The sequence below is a fragment of the Herbaspirillum sp. ST 5-3 genome (assembly GCF_004804275.1).
GTDB lineage: Bacteria > Pseudomonadota > Gammaproteobacteria > Burkholderiales > Burkholderiaceae_D > Noviherbaspirillum.
In genome coordinates, this window is sequence record NZ_STGI01000003.1 from 424807 (window position 1) to 444869 (window position 20063).

Sequence of the window (20063 nt, forward strand, 5' to 3'; positions counted from 1 at the left end):
AAACAATGAGGAACGCGATGCTGAAACGGATCTTGATCTTGCTGCTGGCAATGCCGCTCCTCGCGCAGGCAGCCTCGTCCACGTTTTCACTGGTCGACATGCAGGGGAAAACGCACACGCTGGCGGCGCACCAGGGCAAATGGGTGCTGGTCAATCTATGGGCGACTTGGTGCGTACCCTGCTTGAGCGAAATGCCGGAACTGGAAGCGCTGAGCAAGTCGCGCGACGATCTCGTCGTTCTCGGCCTCGCGGTCGATGGGCAAAACCCGCGCAGGGTGGCGCAATTCGCCGAGAAAATGCGCGTGACTTATCCGATCATCGCCGGCGACGAGGAAATGGCGAAGCAGTTCAAGCCGCGCGGATTCCCGACCAGCATCCTGTACGACCGTGCCGGCAATCCGGTGCTGCTCAAGGAAGGCGCGATCACCCGCAAGGAAATCGAAAACGTCCTGCGCTGAGAGCGGATCCCGGAAATCAATCCCCGAAACAAATCCCCAGGTCGCGTCCGGTCTGCAGCGTATCGCTGTCCATCGGCACGGCCTTCATGCGGCCGGCGACTTCTTCGAGCGAAACATAATCCACGTTAGGGAAGGCCAGCGACACCATCACCCCCGACAATCCGTTGTCGAGCCCGCGCACGGCGGCCGCGCCGAAACGCAGGGCCGCCAGCCGGTCGAAGGAAGTCGGGCTGCCGCCGCGCAGCAGATGGCCCAGCACCACCACGCGCGCATCCTTGCCGGTGCGCTCCTGCAATGCCTTGGCCACGCGTTCGCCCATGCCGCCCAGACGTTCGGCGTGGCCGACTTCGGCAGGCGCGAGCACTTCGCGGTGGCCGTCCACCGGTTGCGCGCCTTCGGCCACCACCACGATCGAATACATGCGTCCCAGCTTGTCGCGGCCGCGCACCTTGGCGGCGACCTTGTCGATGTCGAAGGGGATTTCCGGAATCAGGATGCTGTGCGCGCCGCCGGAAATGCCGGAATGCAGCGCGATCCAGCCGGCATAGCGGCCCATCACTTCCACCACCATGATGCGCTGATGGCTTTCGGCGGTGCTGTGCAGGCGGTCGAGGCACTCGGTGGCGAAATCCACCGCGGTATCGAAGCCGAAGGTGGTGAAGGTCTTGTCGAGATCGTTGTCGATGGTCTTGGGCACGCCCACCACGCGCAAGCCCTTGCGATGCAGCGCGTTGGCAATGGTCAGCGAGCCGTCGCCGCCAACCGACACCAGCGCGTCCAGCCCTTCCTTCGCAAAGAACTGCAGCACATCTTCCGAGCGGTCGATCTCCTGGGTTGTACCGTCGGGCATCGTGACCGGGAACTTGAGCGGATTGCCCTTGTTGGTGGTGCCGAGGATGGTGCCGCCCAGATGCGCAATGCCGCGCACCTTGTCGAGCGTGAGGCGGACCACGCCGCCTTCGGGATAGCGTTCCGGACAAAGTATGCCGTTGAAGCCGTCGCGGATGCCGACGCATTCCCAGCCGCGCTTGATGGCGGAGACGACGACCGCGCGAATGACGGCGTTGAGGCCGGGTGCGTCACCGCCTCCCGTATTGATGGCAATGCGTCGGATCGGATTGGACACGGAAACTCCTGCGGCGAGATGAGTGGGAAAGTATCCCCGGCGGGCATGGGCAAGTCAATGGTCCGCCGCCAGCGCCCAGTGCGATTGCATGAAGGTCAAAACCATCGTCCACGGAAAACACGGAAGACACGGAAAAAAAGCAAAAAGCGCCTTCCGTGTTTTTCGTGTTTTCCGTGGACCGAGTAGTGGCTACGTGCAATCGCCGTGCAGCAGGATGGGAAACGCGCTCTCAGGCTTTCCGCAGGTAGCAGGCCTTCAGCATGAAGCTGCCTGCGTCCATCTTGCAATCGACTTCATGATCGCCGCCGACCAGGCGGATGCTCTTGACCTTGGTGCCCATCTTCAGCGTGATGGAGGATCCCTTGACTTTCAGGTCCTTGATGAGCACCACGGAATCGCCGTCGCTCAACACATTGCCGTTGGCATCTTTCACCACCGCATCCGAACTGTCGTCGGTCTTGGCGGTTTCCACCATGGGCCACTCATGCCCGCAGTCGGCGCAAACATAGTTGCTGCCGTCCGGGTAAGTGTTTTCCATGGAACATTGCGGGCAGGGTGGGAGTGCGGACATGATTTCCTTCAAATTACAGGCGGTTCAAAGGCTTGGAAGTATAACCGTTTGTAATGGAATCGAGAAATCAATAAGCCTCGATGGCCGGATAGAAATCCGTGTCTTCCTTGCGCATGCGATCCCACAGGACGCGCAATACATTATTGGCATCGGTGCGGAATTCCTCGGGCTTGCTGGTCAGCGTCGCCGGGGTGTTCCATCTGCGCGCGAAACTGAGATAGGCGTGCGCGATGCTGGTCATCTCGTCCTGGAACTTCTTGCCCATCTGCGCAAGCGATGCGTCGCCGGTTTCTTTCAGTGCGGGATAAAGAATCTTGTCCTCGACGGCCAGATGCAGCTTGATGGTGGAACTCATCGAGATGATCATGCGTGCGATTTCATCCGCGTTGGTGCGAATGCCGCTCTTGACCAGTGCTCTCAGTCCCGTGATGCCTGACAGGATTTCAACATGCTGCTGCTTGAACTTGTCGATGTTCATGACTTCTCCTTAGCGATCTAACAAAAGTGCAGTGGGGACGGGGCCGGCGTCCAGTTTGTGTATCGCTTGCAAGCGTTGACGTAAAGCAATTTTAAAGAGATCTGCTAAAAGATGCAAATAGAATATATCTTTAAATTTTCATCCTCGATGCGGCATTTTTCATGTGTTTTCACTCTTGAAAATAGTTAGGGCGACGCGGAGTTTGGAATGCATGGGTGATAATACGTAGGTGATTCCACTCAGTCTTTTCGGATGGGCTTTCAACACAAGCATGGAAAACTCTCAGACCTTCGATACCCGCCTTTTCGATCGCGTCGGCTTGAACCGGCACGCGATTTTCGATCTGGATGCGCTGCCCGCGGACCTTGCCACAGCGGTGCGGGCGGACTGCGCGGACGCACAGCGCTATCGCCAGCTCATTCTGCTCGGTCACGCCGGAAGGCAGCTCTGGGAATCGGTCAAGGCTTCGGACGTTGATACGGAGCATCCGATCGATGATTTCAGCGTGCGCACCGTGCAGGACTGGTTCGCGCAACACCAACCGCAAAGCGTTTACGAAATCCTCTATCCCGGAACGACAAACATCGGCTTGCAGCGACTCGGCCAACTGGCCGGATGGCACCATGCCACGCCCTTCATGGTGGGAATCGACCAAGAGTGGGGAACCTGGTATGCGTATCGCGCGGTGATTGTCGCCGATACCGCGTTTGCGCCGACCAGGGCGATCGCGAGCGAGCATCCTTGCATGCGCTGCCATGACAAGCCTTGCATTGCCCGCTGCCCCGCATCCGCTCTCGACGGCGGCCAATTCAGCCTGGAAAAGTGCATCGGCTACCGCAAGCAGGCCGACTCGCGCTGCAAGGAAACCTGCCTCGCTCGCATGAGTTGCCCGGTCGGCAGCACGCATCGTTATTGCGATGAACAGATCCGCCATACCTATTCGCTCTCCATGCGCGCGATCGAGCAGTATTACTGACGATACATGGCTATGCCTTGATCCAGATTCTTCTCCGACAGTGCATTTCGTCGTACCGTAGATGGTGAAGGCAGGGACAAGATTGACATGAGTCAACGATTTTCCGGAGACACCTCTCGATAACGGAGTTCGCCGGACCTCTCCGGCCACCAATGCAGGAGTGTACGTTGGGCATGTCAGGACTTTCCGAATCGTGGCACAAGCATCGCGGGATGTTTGTCGTGCTGGCCATCGCCTTGCTGGCGGCCGCGTTCTTCATCGTGCGCGAGGTCCTCGGGCCGGAAGTGAATGCCTATGCCGTCACCCGCAGCGATATCGTGCAGACCGTCGTCGCCAGCGGCCGCGTCGAGACACCCTTGCGCGTCGACATCGGCAGCCAGATTACCGGCACCGTGGCCGCCATCCCGGTGGCCGAAGGGCAGTCGGTGCGTGCCGGCGAATTGCTCATTGCCCTGGAAAACAGCGAAGCGAATGCCGCCGTGATGCAGGCGCGCGCCGCCGTGACGCAGGCGCAAAGACGGCTCAACCAGTTGCAGGAAGTTGGCCTGCCCACGGCGCAGCAGGGGCTGCGGCAGGCAGAGATCGGGCTGCGCAATGCGCAACGTCAATACGACAGGACCAGGGAATTGCGCAGCAAAGGCTTCGTCGGCGAGGCGCAGCTTGACGAGGCGCAACGCGCGCTCGACATGGCGCAAAGCCAGTTGCGGACCGCGCAGCTGCAGGTAGAAACCAACAAGCCCCAGGGCAGCGATTATCAGATGGCAAAGGCGGCACTGGAACAGGCGCAAGCCAGCCTGCGCATGGCGCTCGCGCGTCTGGATTACACCAGCATCAAGGCGCCGGCTGAAGGCACCCTGATCGCACGCAATGTCGAACGTGGCGACGTGGTGCAGCCCGGCAAAACGCTGATGGTACTGTCACCTGCAGGGCAGACGCAGCTCGTGCTGCAGATCGACGAAAAGAATCTCGCCTCCCTGCACCTCGGGCAGCATGCGCTCGGCTCGGCGGACGCGTATCCGGAGCAACGCTTCAATGCCGAACTGGCCTACATCAATCCCGCAGTGGATCCGCAGCGCGGATCGGTCGAAGTCAAGCTGAACGTCCCGCAGCCGCCGGCCTACCTGCGGCAGGATATGACGGTATCGGTCGACATCGAGGTTGCGCGGCGCTCCAATGCCATTGTTGCGCCGGCCGTCGCGGTGCATGACTTCGGCGGCAAGGCGCCGTGGGTGATGAAGGTCAACGGCAGCCGCACAAGGCGCCAGGCGGTCAGCCTCGGTGCGCGCGGAAGCGGCGTGGTCGAAATTCTCGACGGCGTGCAAGCGGGCGATGTGCTGCTCGCCGCGACCCAAACCGATATTTCCGAAGGCGAGCGGGTGCGTGCGGTGGTCCAGCCTGCGAACCATCAGCCGCGACCATGAACGATCTCTTGCCGTTCGAATGGATTGCGGCGATCCGCTTCCTGCGCGAAGGGCGTCTGCAGTCCTTGTTCATCATCTGCGGCGCGGCCATCGGCGTCGCCGTGATCGTGTTCATGTCGGCGCTGCTCGACGGGATGCAGGCCAACATCTTTCGTCGCGTGCTCAGTTCGCAGGCGCACATCGTGCTGGAGCGGCCGAAACAGGTGGCGCGTCCGCTGCGTCCGCAGGAACCGGGCCGTTCCGCGCTGGCGACCATCCAGAAGCCCTCGCAGCGCATGAGTTCCATCGATCAATGGCAAAAGGTGCGCGACGAAATGAGCGCGCGTCCCGACATCGCGGCGGTATCGCCAACCGTCGCCGGGCCGGCCTTCGCGGTGCGCGGCGATGCCAGCCAGGCGATTTCGCTGATCGGCATCGATCCCGAGCAGTACACCAAGATCGTGCCGCTGCCTGAAAAAATCATCAAGGGTGCGTTTCGCCTGACGAATACCGATATCCTGATCGGCAGTCAGTTGTCGGATGACCTCGGCCTGCAGGTCGGCGACAAATTGCGCGTGGCCACCGCATCCGGCGGCAACCTCACGCTGACCATCGCCGGCATCTTCGATCTCGGTAGTCGCGGCGCCAACCTGCGCAATGTGTATGTGCTCTTGTCCACCGCGCAAAACCTGATCAACCTGATCGGCGGCGTATCCAGCATCGACCTCACGGTCCACGATCCTTTCCAGGCCGAAGAGATTGCGCAGTCGATCGCCGCACAGACCGGACTGGATGCGCTGTCCTGGATCAAGTCGAACAATCAGTTTTTCCTCGGCCTGAATGCGCAGAAGTTTTCCAGCCAGATGATCCGGCTGTTCGTCGGGCTGTCGGTCGCTGCCGGCATTGCCAGCGTGCTGGTGGTGTCGGTGGTGCAGCGCTCGAAGGAAATCGGCATCCTGCGCGCCATGGGCGGCTCGCGCGGCCAGATCATGCGCGTGTTCCTGATCCAGGGAGCGCTGGTCGGCCTGCTCGGTTCGTTGCTGGGTTCAACGATCGCTGTCGGCCTGCTGGCGGTATGGCGGCTGGTAGCCAAGAATCCGGACGGCACGCCCATGTTCGCGATCACCGTGCAGCCCTCGCTGTTCGTCTGGGCCGCGGTCGTGGCTACGCTGACGGGGCTGCTTGCCGCCGTGACGCCCGCATTGCGCGCTGCGCGCCTGGAACCGGTGGAGGCGATCCGTGGCTGACGAAGTCCTGCGACTGGAGAACATCAGCAAATCCTACGCTATCGGCACGCCTGCCGAAACCGAGGTTCTGCATGGTATCGATCTGAGCTTAAAGAAGGGCGAGTTCTGCGCCTTGATCGGACCTTCCGGTTCAGGCAAGAGCACGCTGCTCAATATCGTCGGGCTGCTGGACCGTCCTACCAGCGGCAAGCTCTATCTCGAAGGAGAGGACACAACGACGCTGGACGAGGCAGCGCTGACCCGCCTGCGCGGCCACAGCATCGGCTTCGTGTTCCAGTATCACCATCTGATTTCCGCCTTCACCGCGCTCGAAAACGTGATGATGCCGATGCTGCTGGAGAACGGGCGGCCCAATGCGGCGATGCGCATCAAGGCGCGCGAGCTGCTGGAAAACGTCGGCCTCACGCAATGGCAGGACCATCTCGCCACCAACATGTCTGGCGGCCAGCAGCAGCGCGTCGCCATCGCACGCGCGCTGGCATTGCAGCCATCGCTCGTGCTGGCCGACGAGCCGACCGGAAACCTCGATACCAAGTCCGCCAATGCGGTGTTCGAGCTGATGCGGCATGTGGGCGCGACCAGCGGAACGACCTTCCTGTTCGTCACCCACAACATGAGCCTGGCAAAGATGTGCGACCGGACCGTGGAATTGGTGGACGGACGTATCGTTGGGGAAAAATAAGTCGCGGGGAGGGCATCGCAGCTTGCGCCGTAGGGCGCCACGTCAATTGCAATTGGCGGCTTATGGAAATTGACAGGCTAGCGTCACCAGCGCCATAGGCGTCTAGTTGCTTGGGCTAAGGTGTTGCGATTGGCCTACTTCCCTCCACAGCCATTGCGACAGGTGGCCCAATGTCATTGTTGCCGTGCATTGCCCATTTACGTAGTACCGGGCTTTTTCATGTCTGCTTTCTGCGGGATACAGGACCATCGAATGAAGCAGGGCAGGGGCCGTTGCCGGCCAATTCGAGACGTTCACCGCAGCAACGTATTACCCCAAAGCAGTCAATTGATTCCTCCATACACCGTGGCAAAACCAGGCTCTCTCTGATCCGGTAAACTACCTCGTCGACCGGCTACAAATTTCTATAGCAGACCAAGTCGGGATAGGCATAAAATTTTTCACCCTATTTGATGTTCGGCGCTGCCAGGTGCTCGTCGATGAGTGACAGCCCAGCGGTCCACCCAACTCGGAGTAGACTCACCCCTATGGGACTCTTGACCTTCAGCATCAACGTCACCCTCGACGGTTGCATCGACCACCGGGAGGGAGTCGCCGACGACGAGACACACGCTTTCTTCACTCGCCTCATGGACGAGGGAGGGGCGATGCTTTGGGGGCGCGTCACCTACGAGATGATGGAGAGCTACTGGCCGGCGATTGCCCGTGGCGGCGAAGAGGCGCCGCCAGCGATGCGCGAATGGGCGGCCAAGTTGGAAGCGAAGCCGAAGTACGTAGTGTCGTCGACGCGAACGGACTTCCCGTGGACCAACAGCCACCATATTGTCGGTGACTTGCGCACAGGTGTGCAAAAGCTCAAGGACGCTACCCCGGCCGGCGTGCTCCTCGGTAGCGACAAGCTGGCGACCGAACTGGACCGGCTGGATCTGATCGACGAGTACAAGTTGCTCGTACACCCCAGGATCGCAGGTCACGGCCCAACCCTCTACCAGAGCGGACTTCACAGCACGCGACGGCTCGAGTTGGTCTCGGCGACGCCACTTCGCAACGGCGCGGTCGCCATGCACTACCGGCGAGCACAACAGTCCTTTTGAAGGCAGCTCTAGGCCTCCAAGCGGCCGAATGAGAAGCCGCAAGGACCCGCGACACTCGGCCATTTCCTGCCATTAGACAGTTTCCTCTAAGTGATATTGCTTTGCCAACATTGGCGTGGAAGCATCCATGGAAACTATCTGCTTTCCTCAGCAATTTAATGCTGGATCAATCCACAGCTTATTGCTGGAGGCTAGGTGCAGTAAACAAGGGTTCTGAACAAACGGTGTAACCGTCCACCCCGCAGTGTTGAACTGGATCGAATGCGAATCATCCAAGAGGTATGAAAATCGGTCTATCGAAAGCGCCGCCACAGGTGAAGACGCTGGAGGAAGCACAAGCGCTCATCGAGGCGTTGTGGCCGCTGTTGCGCGAACAAACAGCGCAAATTGAAAGACAGGCAAAGCTGATCGAGCCGCAGTCCAGACTAATCGAAGAACAGCCTCGGCGAATTGAAACACTGGAAGAGCAGTTGCGCGGCAACTCCCGCAATTCATCGAGGCCGCCGTCGACGCCCCCTGCCTGTTGAAGTTGCTCGGCATGATCCGGTTTGGCTCAGTTCAGGCAAGAGGAGACAGGGGTGCGGGGTCATTCACATTCATACTGCCCCGTCCGTTTGCAAATCAGCGCAACAAGTTCTGCATGATCACTAAGGACGGGCCATGACAGGTTTGGAACAAAAACGCATTTCCCGGCTGTTCGAGCATGCCGCGCACGGGGCTTCCGCAGTCGCGATCGCCGTCGGTGTCCTGGTACTGCTTGGCTGGGCCTTCGACCTCGCTCCGCTCAAGAGCGTTTTTTCCGGCTTAGTGGTTATGAAGGCCAACACCGCGCTGGGCTTTATCCTGGCCGGAGCTTCCCTGTGGGCGGCCACCATTTCTCGCGCCCCTGGACGCCGGCCCCTGATGGTTGCGCGGTTCTGCGGAGGGGCCATGCTGCTTCTCGGCCTGCTGGTTCTGGCCGAACACCTCACTGGCCTGGACTTCAACATTGACCAACTACTGGTTCGTGACATCACCACTCTGCCAGGCGACATTCCGGGCCGATTCGCCCTCAGCACAGCCGCCTGTTTTGCGGCCCTTGGCACGGCTCTGTTGCTGCTAACTTGGGAGAAGGGCGGCTTCGTCCTGGTCGTGCATGCCCTGGCGAGCGTGCCCATCCTCGTCGCAGGGGCTGCCCTGGTCAGCTATGGCTATGACCTCGAGGCATTCTTGCGCATCAACCTGAATTACACCCCGATGGCGCTACACACGGCAGCGGTCTTCGTGGTGCTTGGCCTGGGGATCATCAGTGCGCGGCCCTACTATCCCTTCCGGCACATTCTGACCAGCGACAGCGTAGCGGGCAACATGGCGCGCCGGCTGTTGCCGACCGCCATCGGGATGCAACTTGCGATGGGATGGCTGCTGATGAAAGGCCTCCAGGCCGGTTATCTCAGCGCGGCCGTGGGCTTGGCGCTGTTCGTGGTGGCGAACATCGGCGGCCTCAGCGCAATAATCCAGTGGAATTCTGTTCGGCTGTACCAGGCAGAGGCCCTTCGCAGGCTGGCGGAAAAGCACATCAGTGAACGGATTAAAGAGCTAGAGGCATTCTTTCATCTTTCTGCGCTGGCAAAACGGAAGGATTTTGCTCTGGACAGCCTCTACCAGGAGTTGGCAAATGTTCTTCCAGAAAGCTGGCAATATCCTGAAATCGCCTGCGCCAGGATCGTAATGGGCGAGAGTGAAATCCGTACGGCCAATTTTGGACTATCCGAGTGGATGCAAGCGGCACCGATCAAGGTTCATGGAGCAGTCGTCGGGCAGATCGAGGTTGGTTACCTTGAGCAGAAGCCGGAGGAGGACGAAGGGCCATTCCTCAAGGAAGAGAGACGGCTCATCAATGCCATCGCGGAACGGCTTGGACAGATTATCGAGCTAAAGCGCGCCGAGGACGCCCTGAAGCAGGCCTCGGCCTACACCCGCAGCCTGATTGAGGCGAGCCTGGATCCGCTCGTTACCATCAGCGTCGAAGGCAAAATCACCGACGTGAATGAGGCGACAGTACGGGCCACCGGTGTTTCCCGCGAGGCGCTGCTGGGCAGCGACTTCTCTAACTATTTCACCGAGCAGGACAAGGCACGCGACGGCTACCAGAAAGCATTTGCCAAGGGGTTTGTCACAGACTATCCGCTTGCCCTGCGCCATGTGTCCGGGTGGGTGATGGAGGTGTTGTACAACGCCAGCGTGTACCGCAACGAGAAAGGTGACGTCATTGGGTTATTTGCCGCAGCACGTGACATCACCGAACGCAAACGGGCGGAGGAGGCGCTGCGGGAGAGCGAGGAACGCTTCCACGCCATTTTTGATTGGGTGAACGACGCCATCTTCATTCACGACATGGCTACCGGCACCTTACTGGACGTAAACCGGCGGATGACTGAGATGTACGGTTACAGCCATGACGAGGCCCTAAAGCTTGACGTCGGGACCCTTTCCGCCGGCACTCCGCCTTACACACAGGAAGACGCTTTGCGGAGGTTGGCGAGCGCCGCCCGCGGCGAGCCTCAGACCTTCGAATGGCTGGCAAAGGACAAAACCGGCAGGCTGTTTTGGGTCGAGGTCGCGATCCGGTCCGCCAGGCTGGACGGCCAGGATCGCCTACTGGTGTCGGTACGGGATATCAGTGAGCGCAAGCAGGCACAGAAGGCCTTGCAGGAGAGCGAAGAGCGTTATCGCTCGGTGATCGCCGCGCTGTTCGAGGGTATCCTCCTGCTGGACGCCGACGGAGCGATCCTAGCCTCTAACCCCAGCGCTGAGCGCATGCTGGGGCTCACCTTGGACCAGTTGGCGGGACGCACGCCCTTCGATCCGAGGTGGCGGGCCATGCACGAAGACGGCTCGCCGTTCCCCGGAGAGGCGCACCCGACCTGGGTGACGCTCCAGACCGGCGAGCCCTGCCACAATGTGATCATGGGGGTACACAAGCCGGACGGCACGCTGACGTGGATGTCGACCAACTCCCAGCCGTTGTACCGCCCAGGCGACGCCAAGCCCTATGCCGTGGTGGCCTCCTTTGCCGACATCACTGAACGCAAACGAGCCGAAGAGGATCTGCAGGCGCTCCAAAACCAGCTCCGCGAGCAGGCGTTCCGCGACCCGCTGACCGGCCTCTACAATCGCCGTTACCTTGAAGAGACCCTGTGGCGCGAGTTGGCCCGCGCCGGACGTGAGGGGCATCCGCTCAGCATCCTCATAGGCGACGTCGACCATTTCAAGCGGCTGAACGACACCTATGGCCACCTGGCTGGTGACGAGGTATTGCGAACGCTGGGCCGTCTGCTACAGCATCACGCCCGTAGCAGCGACATTCCCTGCCGTTATGGTGGCGAGGAGTTTGTCGTGGTGCTGCCGGATATGCCGCCGGAAGCGGCGCAAGCGCGCGCGGAACTTGTGCGGCGGGATGTTGAGGACTTACATATTGCCTTCGGTGAAGCCGAAATCGTTGCCACCTTGTCCATCGGCGTATCGAGCTACCCCACCCACGGCAAGACGGCCGAGGAACTGATCGGCGCGGCAGATCATGCGCTTTATGCGGCGAAGCAAAGCGGCCGCAACAGGGTCTGCTACGCCGGAGAAAAGGAAGAACAAAGAGCGGTGGCCTCGGAAATTCGGACAGTAGGATAAGAGCCTATCCCGGTAGGGATAGGCTCTAAGTGGTGTCTTTGCTTCGTTGATCTGATGTAATCGTTCACCCCACGGAGAGTTGCGGGAGTCAAGTGTAATGATGCGCCGCGCGCCTGACCTGGGGCAATAGATAACGAGTTTGTGCGCGTTGCCTGCAACCTGAATGTGGTGCGATGCATCTTACGCGCATGAACATCGACTTGTCACAACCGGCGCCGCGCGTGCGCACCCTCGAAGAGGCGCAAGCGCTGATCGATGCGCTGTGGGCGCTGGCGCAGACACAGGCCCGCAGACTCGAAGAACAAGCGCGGCAAATCGAGCAGCAGGCGCGACAAATCGATGTGTTGAACCAGCGCATCGCCGCTCTCGAAGAGCGGCTGGGCACCAACTCGCGCAATTCCTCCGCGCCGCCCTCGACCGATCCTCATCGTCGACCATCGAAGCAGCTCTCCACAGGCAAGAAGCGTGGCGCCCAACCTGGCCATCCCGGCAAAGCCAGAACGCTGTTGCCGTCCGACCAGGTCACGCACGCGCACGACTGTCGGCCCGGGGCATGTCCGGCCTGCGGCGGCGCGGTGCGCATCACCGGCTTGTGCGCACGGCATCAGGTCATCGATCTGCCGCCCATGAAGGCGATGGTGACCGAGTACCGACTGTTCGCCGGCAGCTGTCGCTGCTGCGGTCAAGTGTGTGAAGCGAGCCTTCCGCCCGGCGTGTCCTCTCGCGTGACCGGGCCGCGCCCGCTGGCGGCCATCGGCGCGCTCACCTGCGTCTATCACTTGAGCAAGCGGCAGACGCAGGGCTTGCTGGCCGACCTGTTCGGTATCGACCTGTCGGTCGGCGCCATCAGCGAAGGCGAGGCCGAGATCGGGGATGCGCTCGGCGGCATCGTCACTGACGCGCACGCCTATGTGCAGAGCGCGGCGGTGGTGCATGCCGACGAGACCGGGCACAAGGAGTGCGGCGCCCGTCACTGGCTATGGCTGGTGGCGACCCGCTGCGTGGCCGTGTTCCTGGCAGCGGCCACGCGCAGTGCGCAAGCGGCCAGGGCGGCGCTGGGCGAAGGCTTTGCCGGAATCCTGGTATCGGACCGTTACGCCGCCTATGCCTGGGTCGAGGCACAGCGCCGCCAACTGTGCTGGGCCCACCTGTTGCGCGACTTCACGAAGATGGCCGAGCGCAGCGGCGATTCGGGGCGCAGCGGCGATGAACTGCTCGCTTGCACCCGGCACATGTTCGCCTGCTGGCACCGGGTGCGGGACGGGACCTTGAGCCGCAAAGTGTTCGGCTACGAAATGCCGTTCCTGCGTCATCGCATCGAAACGCTGCTGCAGGAGGGGGCGGATTGCCGCCATCCCCAGACGGCGCGCACTTGCCGGCATATTCTGAAGCAGCGCCATGCGCTGTGGACGTTCCTCGATACGCCCGGCGTGGAGCCAACAAACAACCATGCCGAGCGCACGCTACGCAGCTTCGTCATCTGGCGCAAGATCAGTTTCGGCACCCAATCGACGCGCGGATCGCGCTATGTCGAGCGCATCATGACGGTCGCCGGCAGCTGCAAGCTGCAAGGCCGCAATATCCTCGACTTCCTCACGCAGGCAATTCAGGCGCGCTGGGGGCACGGCAACGCACCTTCGCTGGTCCCGGCATAACTCATCCGGCATGGTTCATCATGTGTCACTCGCCGTCGTCGCGGGGTGAGCGATTACATCTCCATTACTGATGTTTTTGTATAAGGGAACGTTTCGTGTGGAATAGTCTTATAGCTTCTAACTCGCGTTTGCACACTCACGCCGTTGGCGTAGGTGAATTGAGTCGTTGAACGTCCGTTTCGGAGAATGCCATCCGGCAGCTTAGGGTCGACAGGCGTATTTCGTCGCTGGCGCAGGACCGGCGAGTAAGCGTGCAATTCCAGACCTTCCAGACTTCTCAGGCGATGCGTACTGCCGGCCAGGAGCGGATGTTGCGACCCCGGAAGGCTACGCGCCTAAATCTTCTCTTCAAGTCACAAGATTGCCTGTGCCATGTCGTTATAGAAGACCCGGTACGCACCTTCACCGAACTGCCCGAACGCGATTCGGGCTAAATACGCAATACGAGTATTTGGGACCAAAATGGCTCTCCGCAGCGGAACAGGGCCTAGTTGTTTCCAGGCTTCTAAGTCCATTTTCTGTTGCAGCAGAGCCATCTCGACCGTGGGTTCTTCCAACTCCAGTGCGTCATACAATACTTTGATCTGCTGCGTGTCCTTCAGAAGTGTCAGGACACGATCCTGACACTCCTTCAATACGTTCTCGTCGCATCTTCCGCGGAGACGAGCTAGGATAATCTCGCCTACAGGTTCTACCCAAAGTTGCTGCTGATTCATCTGCGAATTTGCTGAAGTTTTGGCTGAGTTTCCACTTTATCAGAGGCACCGAACGTCAGTATCGGATCTGATAACGTATGCGTGTCGGGTTCTACAAGTCGATGCCGACCCTGTGGCGAACGCCCGCCTTGGGCCGCAATGCAGTCGTTCGGTAAGGGTCGCTACGCGGCCGATGGTGTTGAAATAGTCTGCATGCAATACGGTGCAGCCTCGAATCTCAGATCCGTCTTTTCCTTCGGATGCTGCACATTAGAATGCCCGCGCATGTCTCATGTGTATTCACGAGGCCGACGCTGCCCCAACAAGCGCTCCGCCAGTCAACCGTATTGCCAAGCGCCTTAGGTTTTGTGCCGTCGCCGCCAGCAAGAACTCATCATGTGCCGCGGAGAATCCACGCAATCTTAAGCGGTCTAGCTTCACGATGCGTTTTAGATGCGCGAACAACATCTCCACTTTCTTGCGCTCGCAGCGCGATTGCTGATACCGCGGCGTGTCCATGATGCGGCGGGCAGCGTCCCGATCATCCTCATGGATGCTGCGCGCAATCTTGCGGGTTGGGGTATTGGGACAGCATTGCGCTTTCAGGCTGCAGTGCTGGCAATCCCGCTGACTGGAGTGATAGAGAATCTTGCCCGCTTTGGTAATGTGTGACCGCGGGTTGGTAAAAGCGCGCCATTGGCTGCGCAAGACATATCCTCCGGGGCAGCGATATTCATTAGCCTGCTCATCCCAGATGAACGCACTAGTGGTGAACGTTCCATCCTTGCGCTCGCTTTTATCCCATACTGGAACATGCGGCTCGATGCCCTTGTGCTTGACCAGCCAGCCCAGCATGGCAGCAGACCCGTAGCCCGTGTCACCGATCAACCGTTGTGGCTTAACTTGGAATTGCTGCTCGACTCGGTCAATCATGACGCGTGTCGCCTGTGTTTGTGCGGCATGATTGGTGGACGATGGCTCGACATCGACAATGATGCCAGCCTTTACATCGACGAGATAATTGGTTGAGTAGGCAAAGAAAGCGGGGCCGGCAGTAGCTGTCCAGGAAGACCCCGGATCCGTCAGCGAGATGGACTTCGGCAGATCGGCGGGAGGGTTGGCAGCATCCAATGCCGCAAGATATTCTCTGACCGGGCGGGTCCATTGCGCGGGATCGCCCCAATCAATCTCTTGTGTACCTCGTACCGCATGCTGGCGCCGGACATCGGCCTTGATCACGCTCGCATCCGTGGCAAAGCCTTCACCGCCGACCAGACCTTCGGCAATACAGCACCGCAACACTGATTCGAACAATTCACGGAAAGCATCGCTGTCGCGAAACCGACCATGACGGTTCTTGGAGAACGTCGAGTGATCCGGCACCCTGTCATGGATGCCAAGATGACAGAACCAGCGGCACGCCAAATTCAGATGCACTTCCTCGCACAACCGGCGCTCGGACCGAATGCCGTAGCAATAGCCAATGATCAGCATGCGAATGATCAGCTCTGGATCAACAGAGGGACGGCCAATATGGCTATAGAAATTCTTTAGATGCGCGCGGAATTCTGTTAGATCGAGATAACGGTCAATTGCCCGCAGCAGATGATCCTGCGGGACGAATTCCTCCAAATTAATGAGTTCAGTACGTTGCCGAGGAATAAGTTGCTACCCCATCATGATGGCCTCCACGACGATGTCGTCTTGACACAATAGGACCTCCCCGTAAGAGGTCAATGGGCTTTTTTCAACAACATCGGGCCAATAGCAGACTATCGCTTTAGCGAGCAATTACATGGGTCGAAAAAGGTGGGCATAAGCGCGGCTGACTTGAACGATCTTGTTCGTGCCGTGCAACCGTAAGCTTACATGGCCGTCCTCATCCCGGTGCGCAGAGGCGATGAAATCCTTATTGACTACCAACCTCCTATGAACCTGCATGAATAGCGAGCCGTCAATTCGACTCATCAACTCTCGCATCGAAATACGAATAAGGCCTTCATTATCGGCAGTTACTACGTTAACGTATTTGTCGGACGATTCAAAATAAAGAACATCCTGGACGCGAACCATATGAACGGTATTGCCGAATCCTACCTGAAGCACAGCAAGATGCTCTTTCGTTCGCGTTGAAGAAGTCCTTGATGCGTTCAATGACTGAAGAAGTGCTTGCAAACCAGCCTGGATGTCGGCCGAGCTTCGGTTGGACAACCTGCTCTTTAGCCGGCTAACGGTTTTCGAAAGACGTTCCCGCGTCACCGGCTTTTGCAGGAAATCGACCGCTTCGCATTCAAATGCATCAATGGCGAACTCGTCAAAGGCAGTGACGAAAACGATTAGTGGCTGATCGATGCCTTCAGGCCAGTCTCCGATAACGGCCTTCGCCACCTCGATGCCGTTGCGCCCGGGCATGGCAATATCAAGAAACAGGATGTCCGGCGTATCCTGAAGCGCCATGACCGTCGCCGAAATGCCATCGGTCGGCTCACCGACAATCGTGAGTTCCGGCCATTGTTCGTGCAACCGTTTCCTGAGTGCCTTCGTCAGCAAAGGTTCATCTTCAGCCAGAATGGCGGTCGGGAAGCGCGTCATAGCGGCAGCCGCACCCGCGCGCACACGCCGCCGCCCGGCAATGCTTCCAGGGTCAATTGCGCGCGATCTCCGTAAAGGATGCGCAAACGCTCAACCACATGCGAGGTGCCGTACCGTTCACCGTCCATACTGTTTTCGATTCCAACGCCATTATCAATGACTGAAAGAGTCAAGTCTTTCCCTTGCCGCTCTGCAGCGATACGTATCGTACCACCGCCGACCTTAGGCGCTAATCCATGCTTGATCGCGTTTTCCACCAAGGGCTGCAGAAGCATGGCTGGAACAGAAGCGGACTCGAGATCATCAGGCAGGCTCAGCTCGTAAGTCAATCGGCTGTCCATTCGAACTGACATCAATTTGAGGTAAGCGGTAATAAGGCGAAACTCTTCCTGCAGACTTGCTTTTTCTTTTCGGGATGCAGACAGCATGAAGCGCATGAATTCAATCAAGTGCTCTACCATCAGCTGCGCCCGCGGCGCATCCACCTCAATTAACGAATGGAGATTTGCAAGCGTATTGAACAGCATATGGGGCTCAAGTTGCGCCTGAAGCAAACGCAGTTTCGCCTCGGCGGCGAGGCGCTGTGCTTCCGATTTTTCGGCTGCGAGCTGGAAGACCTGCAGTCGAGAGCCTCCCAGGATCATGATGAATATGACCACCGTTAATAGGGTCAACAAGCCGAGCCGAGAGACACGAAAGATTGCACCAACTTTTATCGGGTCGCCGTGCAAAAACGCCGCCAACGCCATGCCACATTCATAGCCGACAGGTATTGCTGCCATCAGGATGACTAAACGCATCCATGAGAAAGTATCGCTTTGGGGAAAGAAATAGCGAACTGCCGTATAAATGGCCAGTATCGAGAACCCCGTGCATTGCGCATAAAGCTGCACAATCCAGAATGCCTGCACGCTTGCCTTGGACGGCAATGAAAATGCCCCGGCTATAGCGCTAATGAGAAGCGTAACGACGATACGGGCGCGCCATGAGGGTTCTTGATAACGTGTCTCGGGCATTGGCTTGGAGCAGTTTTATGGGTATAGGAGAATGCAGTGTAACCCCTGAAGAGCAAGGCGAGCCAACTACGTCGCAATCCGTGCCAGCTGCGGCGCGAATGGAGGAAACCAAGGTTCGGACCGTTTAAGCGATTGGCTTTACCGTTCGCGCCCACTAACGTACTGCTCACGACATCAATCAAAATTTAATGACGATGTTCAGTACTATTCCGCCGGAATCTCTAACCGACCTGTCCGTAAAGGACAGTGCCTGGCCAGACCTATTTGGGGAGTCAATGATGACCAAGAACAGCATCTCGCTAAGCTATCTTCGCGCCTTTATCACGATTCTCGTGCTTGCCTTCCATTCGATAGCTGCTTACATCACGTTTGCTCCTAAAGCCAACACGTTTTCTCCGCATGCTTATTCCTGGCTGGCCTTCCCTGTCGTCGATTCAGCGCGGTGGGTCGGCTTTGATTTGTTCTTTCTGTTTAACGACGCTTTCTTCATGTCGATGATGTTCTTCATATCGGGCATCTTCGTATGGGGAAGCATCGAACGCAAATGCGCACGTCAATACCTTCGCGACCGTTTTATCAGATTGGGCATCCCGTTCGTCGTAGCGACGCTTTTCATCATTCCATTGTCCTACTATCCATCCTATCTTCTCGGCGGCTCCCCGACCTCGGTGGGGGATTACCTATCCCGGTATATGACGCTTCCGGCATGGCCGCTTGGCCCCTGTTGGTTTATCGGTGTGCTGTTGGCGCTTGAAGTTCTTGCCGCCTTCATTTTCAGTGCAGCCCTTAAGCAAATGGAGGTCATTGGGAAAATACTTCTCAAAACGCAGTCCATGCCCCTTACTTTGTTCCTGGCGCTCTCTGTAATCTCATTTCTGCTTTACTTTCCAATGGCAGCCGCGTTTGGTCCATTACGCTGGTTTACGCTCGGCCCTGTTCAGATTACGGCTGCCAGATCACTTCTCTATCCTTTCTGGTTCTTCGTCGGTGTGGCGGTCGGCATGTCTGGAATTCAAAGAGGAATACTTGATTCCGCAAGCCAACTCACTCGCAATTGGCTGATTTGGATTTTCCTGACAGCTGCATCATTTACTTCCCTGATTTATGGCTTGATTCAAGTGAAGAAGAGTCTTGGTCATGTATCGCCATTGACAGCCTTATTGACAAGCGTGGCATTCACCTTTTGCTGTACCAGCGCCATCTTCATGCTGCTTGCGCTGTTTCTTCGGTATGTAAAGCGCGGCAACGCTATTGCCGATCGTGTCGCATCCAATGCATACGGCATGTATCTCGTCCATTATGTTTTCGTGACCTGGACCCAATTCCTGTTTGTCGGAAAAGATATGCCTGTAGCATTAAAAGCAGCCTTCGTTTTCGGGTCGACTGCCGTCCTAAGCTGGATAACTGTGGAAGGCGTACGATGTATTCCGATTGCCAATCGGATTCTGACGAATGGAGCAATGGCGGCCAAATTTGAGCCGTCACGGATCGGTTAGTAAATTCTTTCCAGAGTTTCCAATGTAAATGAGCATGCCGCTATGACCGATCAATTGAACGCTATATCGAAAACTGCCTATTACACATGCGCTCTTCGTGTCCTGGATACCCTTAGGCCGAATCCTATCTGTAATGACACTTACGCTGCGCGCTTTATGACCGAGGAGGGAAAGGCCATCTCGGCCCGGATTACCGCATCGCCAGGATCGCAGTCAGGAACAACCGCTCGGCACAGGATTATCGATGACCTGTTGCGAGATACGCTGAAAGCCGATCCTAACACTGCCGTCGTTATCGTAGGTTGCGGTTTCGATACCCGTGCCTACCGCATCCCTGGCGGACAGTGGCATGAGATCGACGAATCACCTGTCATTGATCTTAAGAATAAGATACTTCCGACTTCGGAGTGCGGGAATACCTTGCGACGCATCGGTGTCGGATTCTCAAGCGAGTCTTTGGAGAGCCGCCTGCCATCAATTGATGGCTCGCTCAATATCGTGGTCATCGTCGAAGGCGTTTTTTACTATCTTACGGACGCTCAAACAAACGCCACGTTATCGGCTTTGCGAAAGAAATATCCGAAACATACGCTTGTTTGCGATTTGATGGATCGCACTGTCGCAACTCGCTATTCGAAAGAAATCCGTCATGATATTGAGAAACTTGGGGCGAAATGGCTTTCCACGCCGAATGAGCCTGTTCACACAATTGAGAGAGCCGGCTATCGGCTACGATCATCGATACTGGTCATTGAGAAGATTCTGGACTTCAAAAAGGCGGGTCGTATCGAACGTTTTCTAGCAAGGTTGTTACTGCCGAAGTTAATACGAGGAATAGGGGTGTACGTATTCGAACCGGCTTCGGCTTAGATCGAAAAAATGCAGGTATCTCGGCGAGTGCCAGCCGTAATGTA

The 20063-nt window shown here is 58.1% G+C and carries 18 protein-coding genes; 11 read left to right on the forward strand and 7 right to left on the reverse strand.

The annotated features are described in order from the left end of the window. The first annotated feature begins 17 nt into the window (after window positions 1–17). Window positions 18–458: a TlpA disulfide reductase family protein gene (locus E6W33_RS08875; RefSeq protein WP_168798578.1), complete on the forward strand. Its 441-nt coding sequence runs from the start codon at window positions 18–20 to the stop codon at window positions 456–458. A gap of 16 nt (window positions 459–474) precedes the next feature. Here E6W33_RS08875 and E6W33_RS08880 read toward each other — a convergent pair whose 3' ends face one another. The 3 genes from E6W33_RS08880 to E6W33_RS08890 all read right to left on the reverse strand — a co-directional run bounded on the left by E6W33_RS08880 (window position 475) and on the right by E6W33_RS08890 (window position 2633). Next, window positions 475–1584, reverse strand: coding sequence for an ATP-dependent 6-phosphofructokinase (locus E6W33_RS08880; RefSeq protein ID WP_136416530.1), 1110 nt, complete (start codon window positions 1582–1584; stop codon window positions 475–477). Window positions 1585–1813: 229 nt separating this feature from the next. After that, window positions 1814–2155: a zinc ribbon domain-containing protein YjdM gene (locus E6W33_RS08885; protein WP_136416532.1), complete on the reverse strand. Its 342-nt coding sequence runs from the start codon at window positions 2153–2155 to the stop codon at window positions 1814–1816. A gap of 67 nt (window positions 2156–2222) precedes the next feature. Beyond that, on the reverse strand, window positions 2223–2633 hold the full coding sequence (locus E6W33_RS08890) for a hemerythrin domain-containing protein (protein WP_136416534.1): 411 nt from the start codon (window positions 2631–2633) through the stop codon (window positions 2223–2225). 271 nt (window positions 2634–2904) lie between these two features. Here E6W33_RS08890 and E6W33_RS08895 point away from each other — a divergent pair, with 271 nt between their 5' ends. The 8 genes from E6W33_RS08895 to E6W33_RS08930 all read left to right on the forward strand — a co-directional run bounded on the left by E6W33_RS08895 (window position 2905) and on the right by E6W33_RS08930 (window position 13350). Then, window positions 2905–3609, forward strand: coding sequence for a hypothetical protein (locus tag E6W33_RS08895; RefSeq protein ID WP_136416536.1), 705 nt, complete (start codon window positions 2905–2907; stop codon window positions 3607–3609). Between the two features lie 173 nt (window positions 3610–3782). After that, window positions 3783–5030 (forward strand): efflux RND transporter periplasmic adaptor subunit, encoded by a 1248-nt coding sequence (locus E6W33_RS08900; protein WP_247869583.1) that lies wholly within the window; start codon window positions 3783–3785, stop codon window positions 5028–5030. Continuing rightward, window positions 5027–6256 carry an ABC transporter permease gene (locus E6W33_RS08905; protein ID WP_136416539.1) on the forward strand — a complete coding sequence of 410 codons (1230 nt, stop codon included), beginning with the start codon at window positions 5027–5029 and terminating at the stop codon, window positions 6254–6256. Before E6W33_RS08900 ends, E6W33_RS08905 begins: the two co-directional genes overlap by 4 nt. Next, on the forward strand, window positions 6249–6938 hold the full coding sequence (locus E6W33_RS08910) for an ABC transporter ATP-binding protein (protein WP_136416541.1): 690 nt from the start codon (window positions 6249–6251) through the stop codon (window positions 6936–6938). Before E6W33_RS08905 ends, E6W33_RS08910 begins: the two co-directional genes overlap by 8 nt. 527 nt (window positions 6939–7465) lie before the next feature. Then, window positions 7466–8032, forward strand: a complete 567-nt coding sequence (locus tag E6W33_RS08915) for a dihydrofolate reductase family protein (RefSeq protein WP_136416543.1) — start codon at window positions 7466–7468, stop codon at window positions 8030–8032. Window positions 8033–8346: 314 nt separating this feature from the next. After that, window positions 8347–8559 carry a DUF6444 domain-containing protein gene (locus tag E6W33_RS08920; protein WP_136416545.1) on the forward strand — a complete coding sequence of 71 codons (213 nt, stop codon included), beginning with the start codon at window positions 8347–8349 and terminating at the stop codon, window positions 8557–8559. 133 nt (window positions 8560–8692) lie between these two features. Continuing rightward, a complete protein-coding gene (locus E6W33_RS08925; RefSeq protein WP_136416547.1) occupies window positions 8693–11695 on the forward strand; it encodes a sensor domain-containing diguanylate cyclase in 3003 nt (1000 codons plus the stop codon). Between the two features lie 188 nt (window positions 11696–11883). Further along, window positions 11884–13350: an IS66 family transposase gene (locus E6W33_RS08930; protein WP_168798579.1), complete on the forward strand. Its 1467-nt coding sequence runs from the start codon at window positions 11884–11886 to the stop codon at window positions 13348–13350. A gap of 353 nt (window positions 13351–13703) precedes the next feature. Here the strand turns inward: E6W33_RS08930 and E6W33_RS08935 are convergent, their stop codons facing one another. From E6W33_RS08935 to E6W33_RS08950, 4 genes are all read right to left on the reverse strand, one after another. After that, complete coding sequence (locus E6W33_RS08935) at window positions 13704–14066, reverse strand: hypothetical protein (RefSeq protein WP_136416551.1); 363 nt, start codon at window positions 14064–14066, stop codon at window positions 13704–13706. A 279-nt stretch (window positions 14067–14345) separates the two neighbouring features. Continuing rightward, window positions 14346–15707, reverse strand: coding sequence for a transposase (locus E6W33_RS08940; protein WP_136416553.1), 1362 nt, complete (start codon window positions 15705–15707; stop codon window positions 14346–14348). A 129-nt stretch (window positions 15708–15836) separates the two neighbouring features. Beyond that, window positions 15837–16637 carry a LytTR family DNA-binding domain-containing protein gene (locus E6W33_RS08945; protein ID WP_136416555.1) on the reverse strand — a complete coding sequence of 267 codons (801 nt, stop codon included), beginning with the start codon at window positions 16635–16637 and terminating at the stop codon, window positions 15837–15839. Continuing rightward, window positions 16634–17653 carry a histidine kinase gene (locus tag E6W33_RS08950; RefSeq protein ID WP_136416558.1) on the reverse strand — a complete coding sequence of 340 codons (1020 nt, stop codon included), beginning with the start codon at window positions 17651–17653 and terminating at the stop codon, window positions 16634–16636. Before E6W33_RS08950 ends, E6W33_RS08945 begins: the two co-directional genes overlap by 4 nt. A 275-nt stretch (window positions 17654–17928) precedes the next feature. Here E6W33_RS08950 and E6W33_RS08955 point away from each other — a divergent pair, with 275 nt between their 5' ends. Both E6W33_RS08955 and E6W33_RS08960 read left to right on the forward strand, forming a co-directional pair. Continuing rightward, window positions 17929–19149, forward strand: a complete 1221-nt coding sequence (locus tag E6W33_RS08955; RefSeq protein ID WP_168798580.1) for an acyltransferase — start codon at window positions 17929–17931, stop codon at window positions 19147–19149. Window positions 19150–19191: 42 nt separating this feature from the next. Beyond that, window positions 19192–20019 (forward strand): class I SAM-dependent methyltransferase, encoded by an 828-nt coding sequence (locus E6W33_RS08960; RefSeq protein ID WP_136416562.1) that lies wholly within the window; start codon window positions 19192–19194, stop codon window positions 20017–20019. The last annotated feature ends 44 nt before the right edge of the window (window positions 20020–20063 follow it).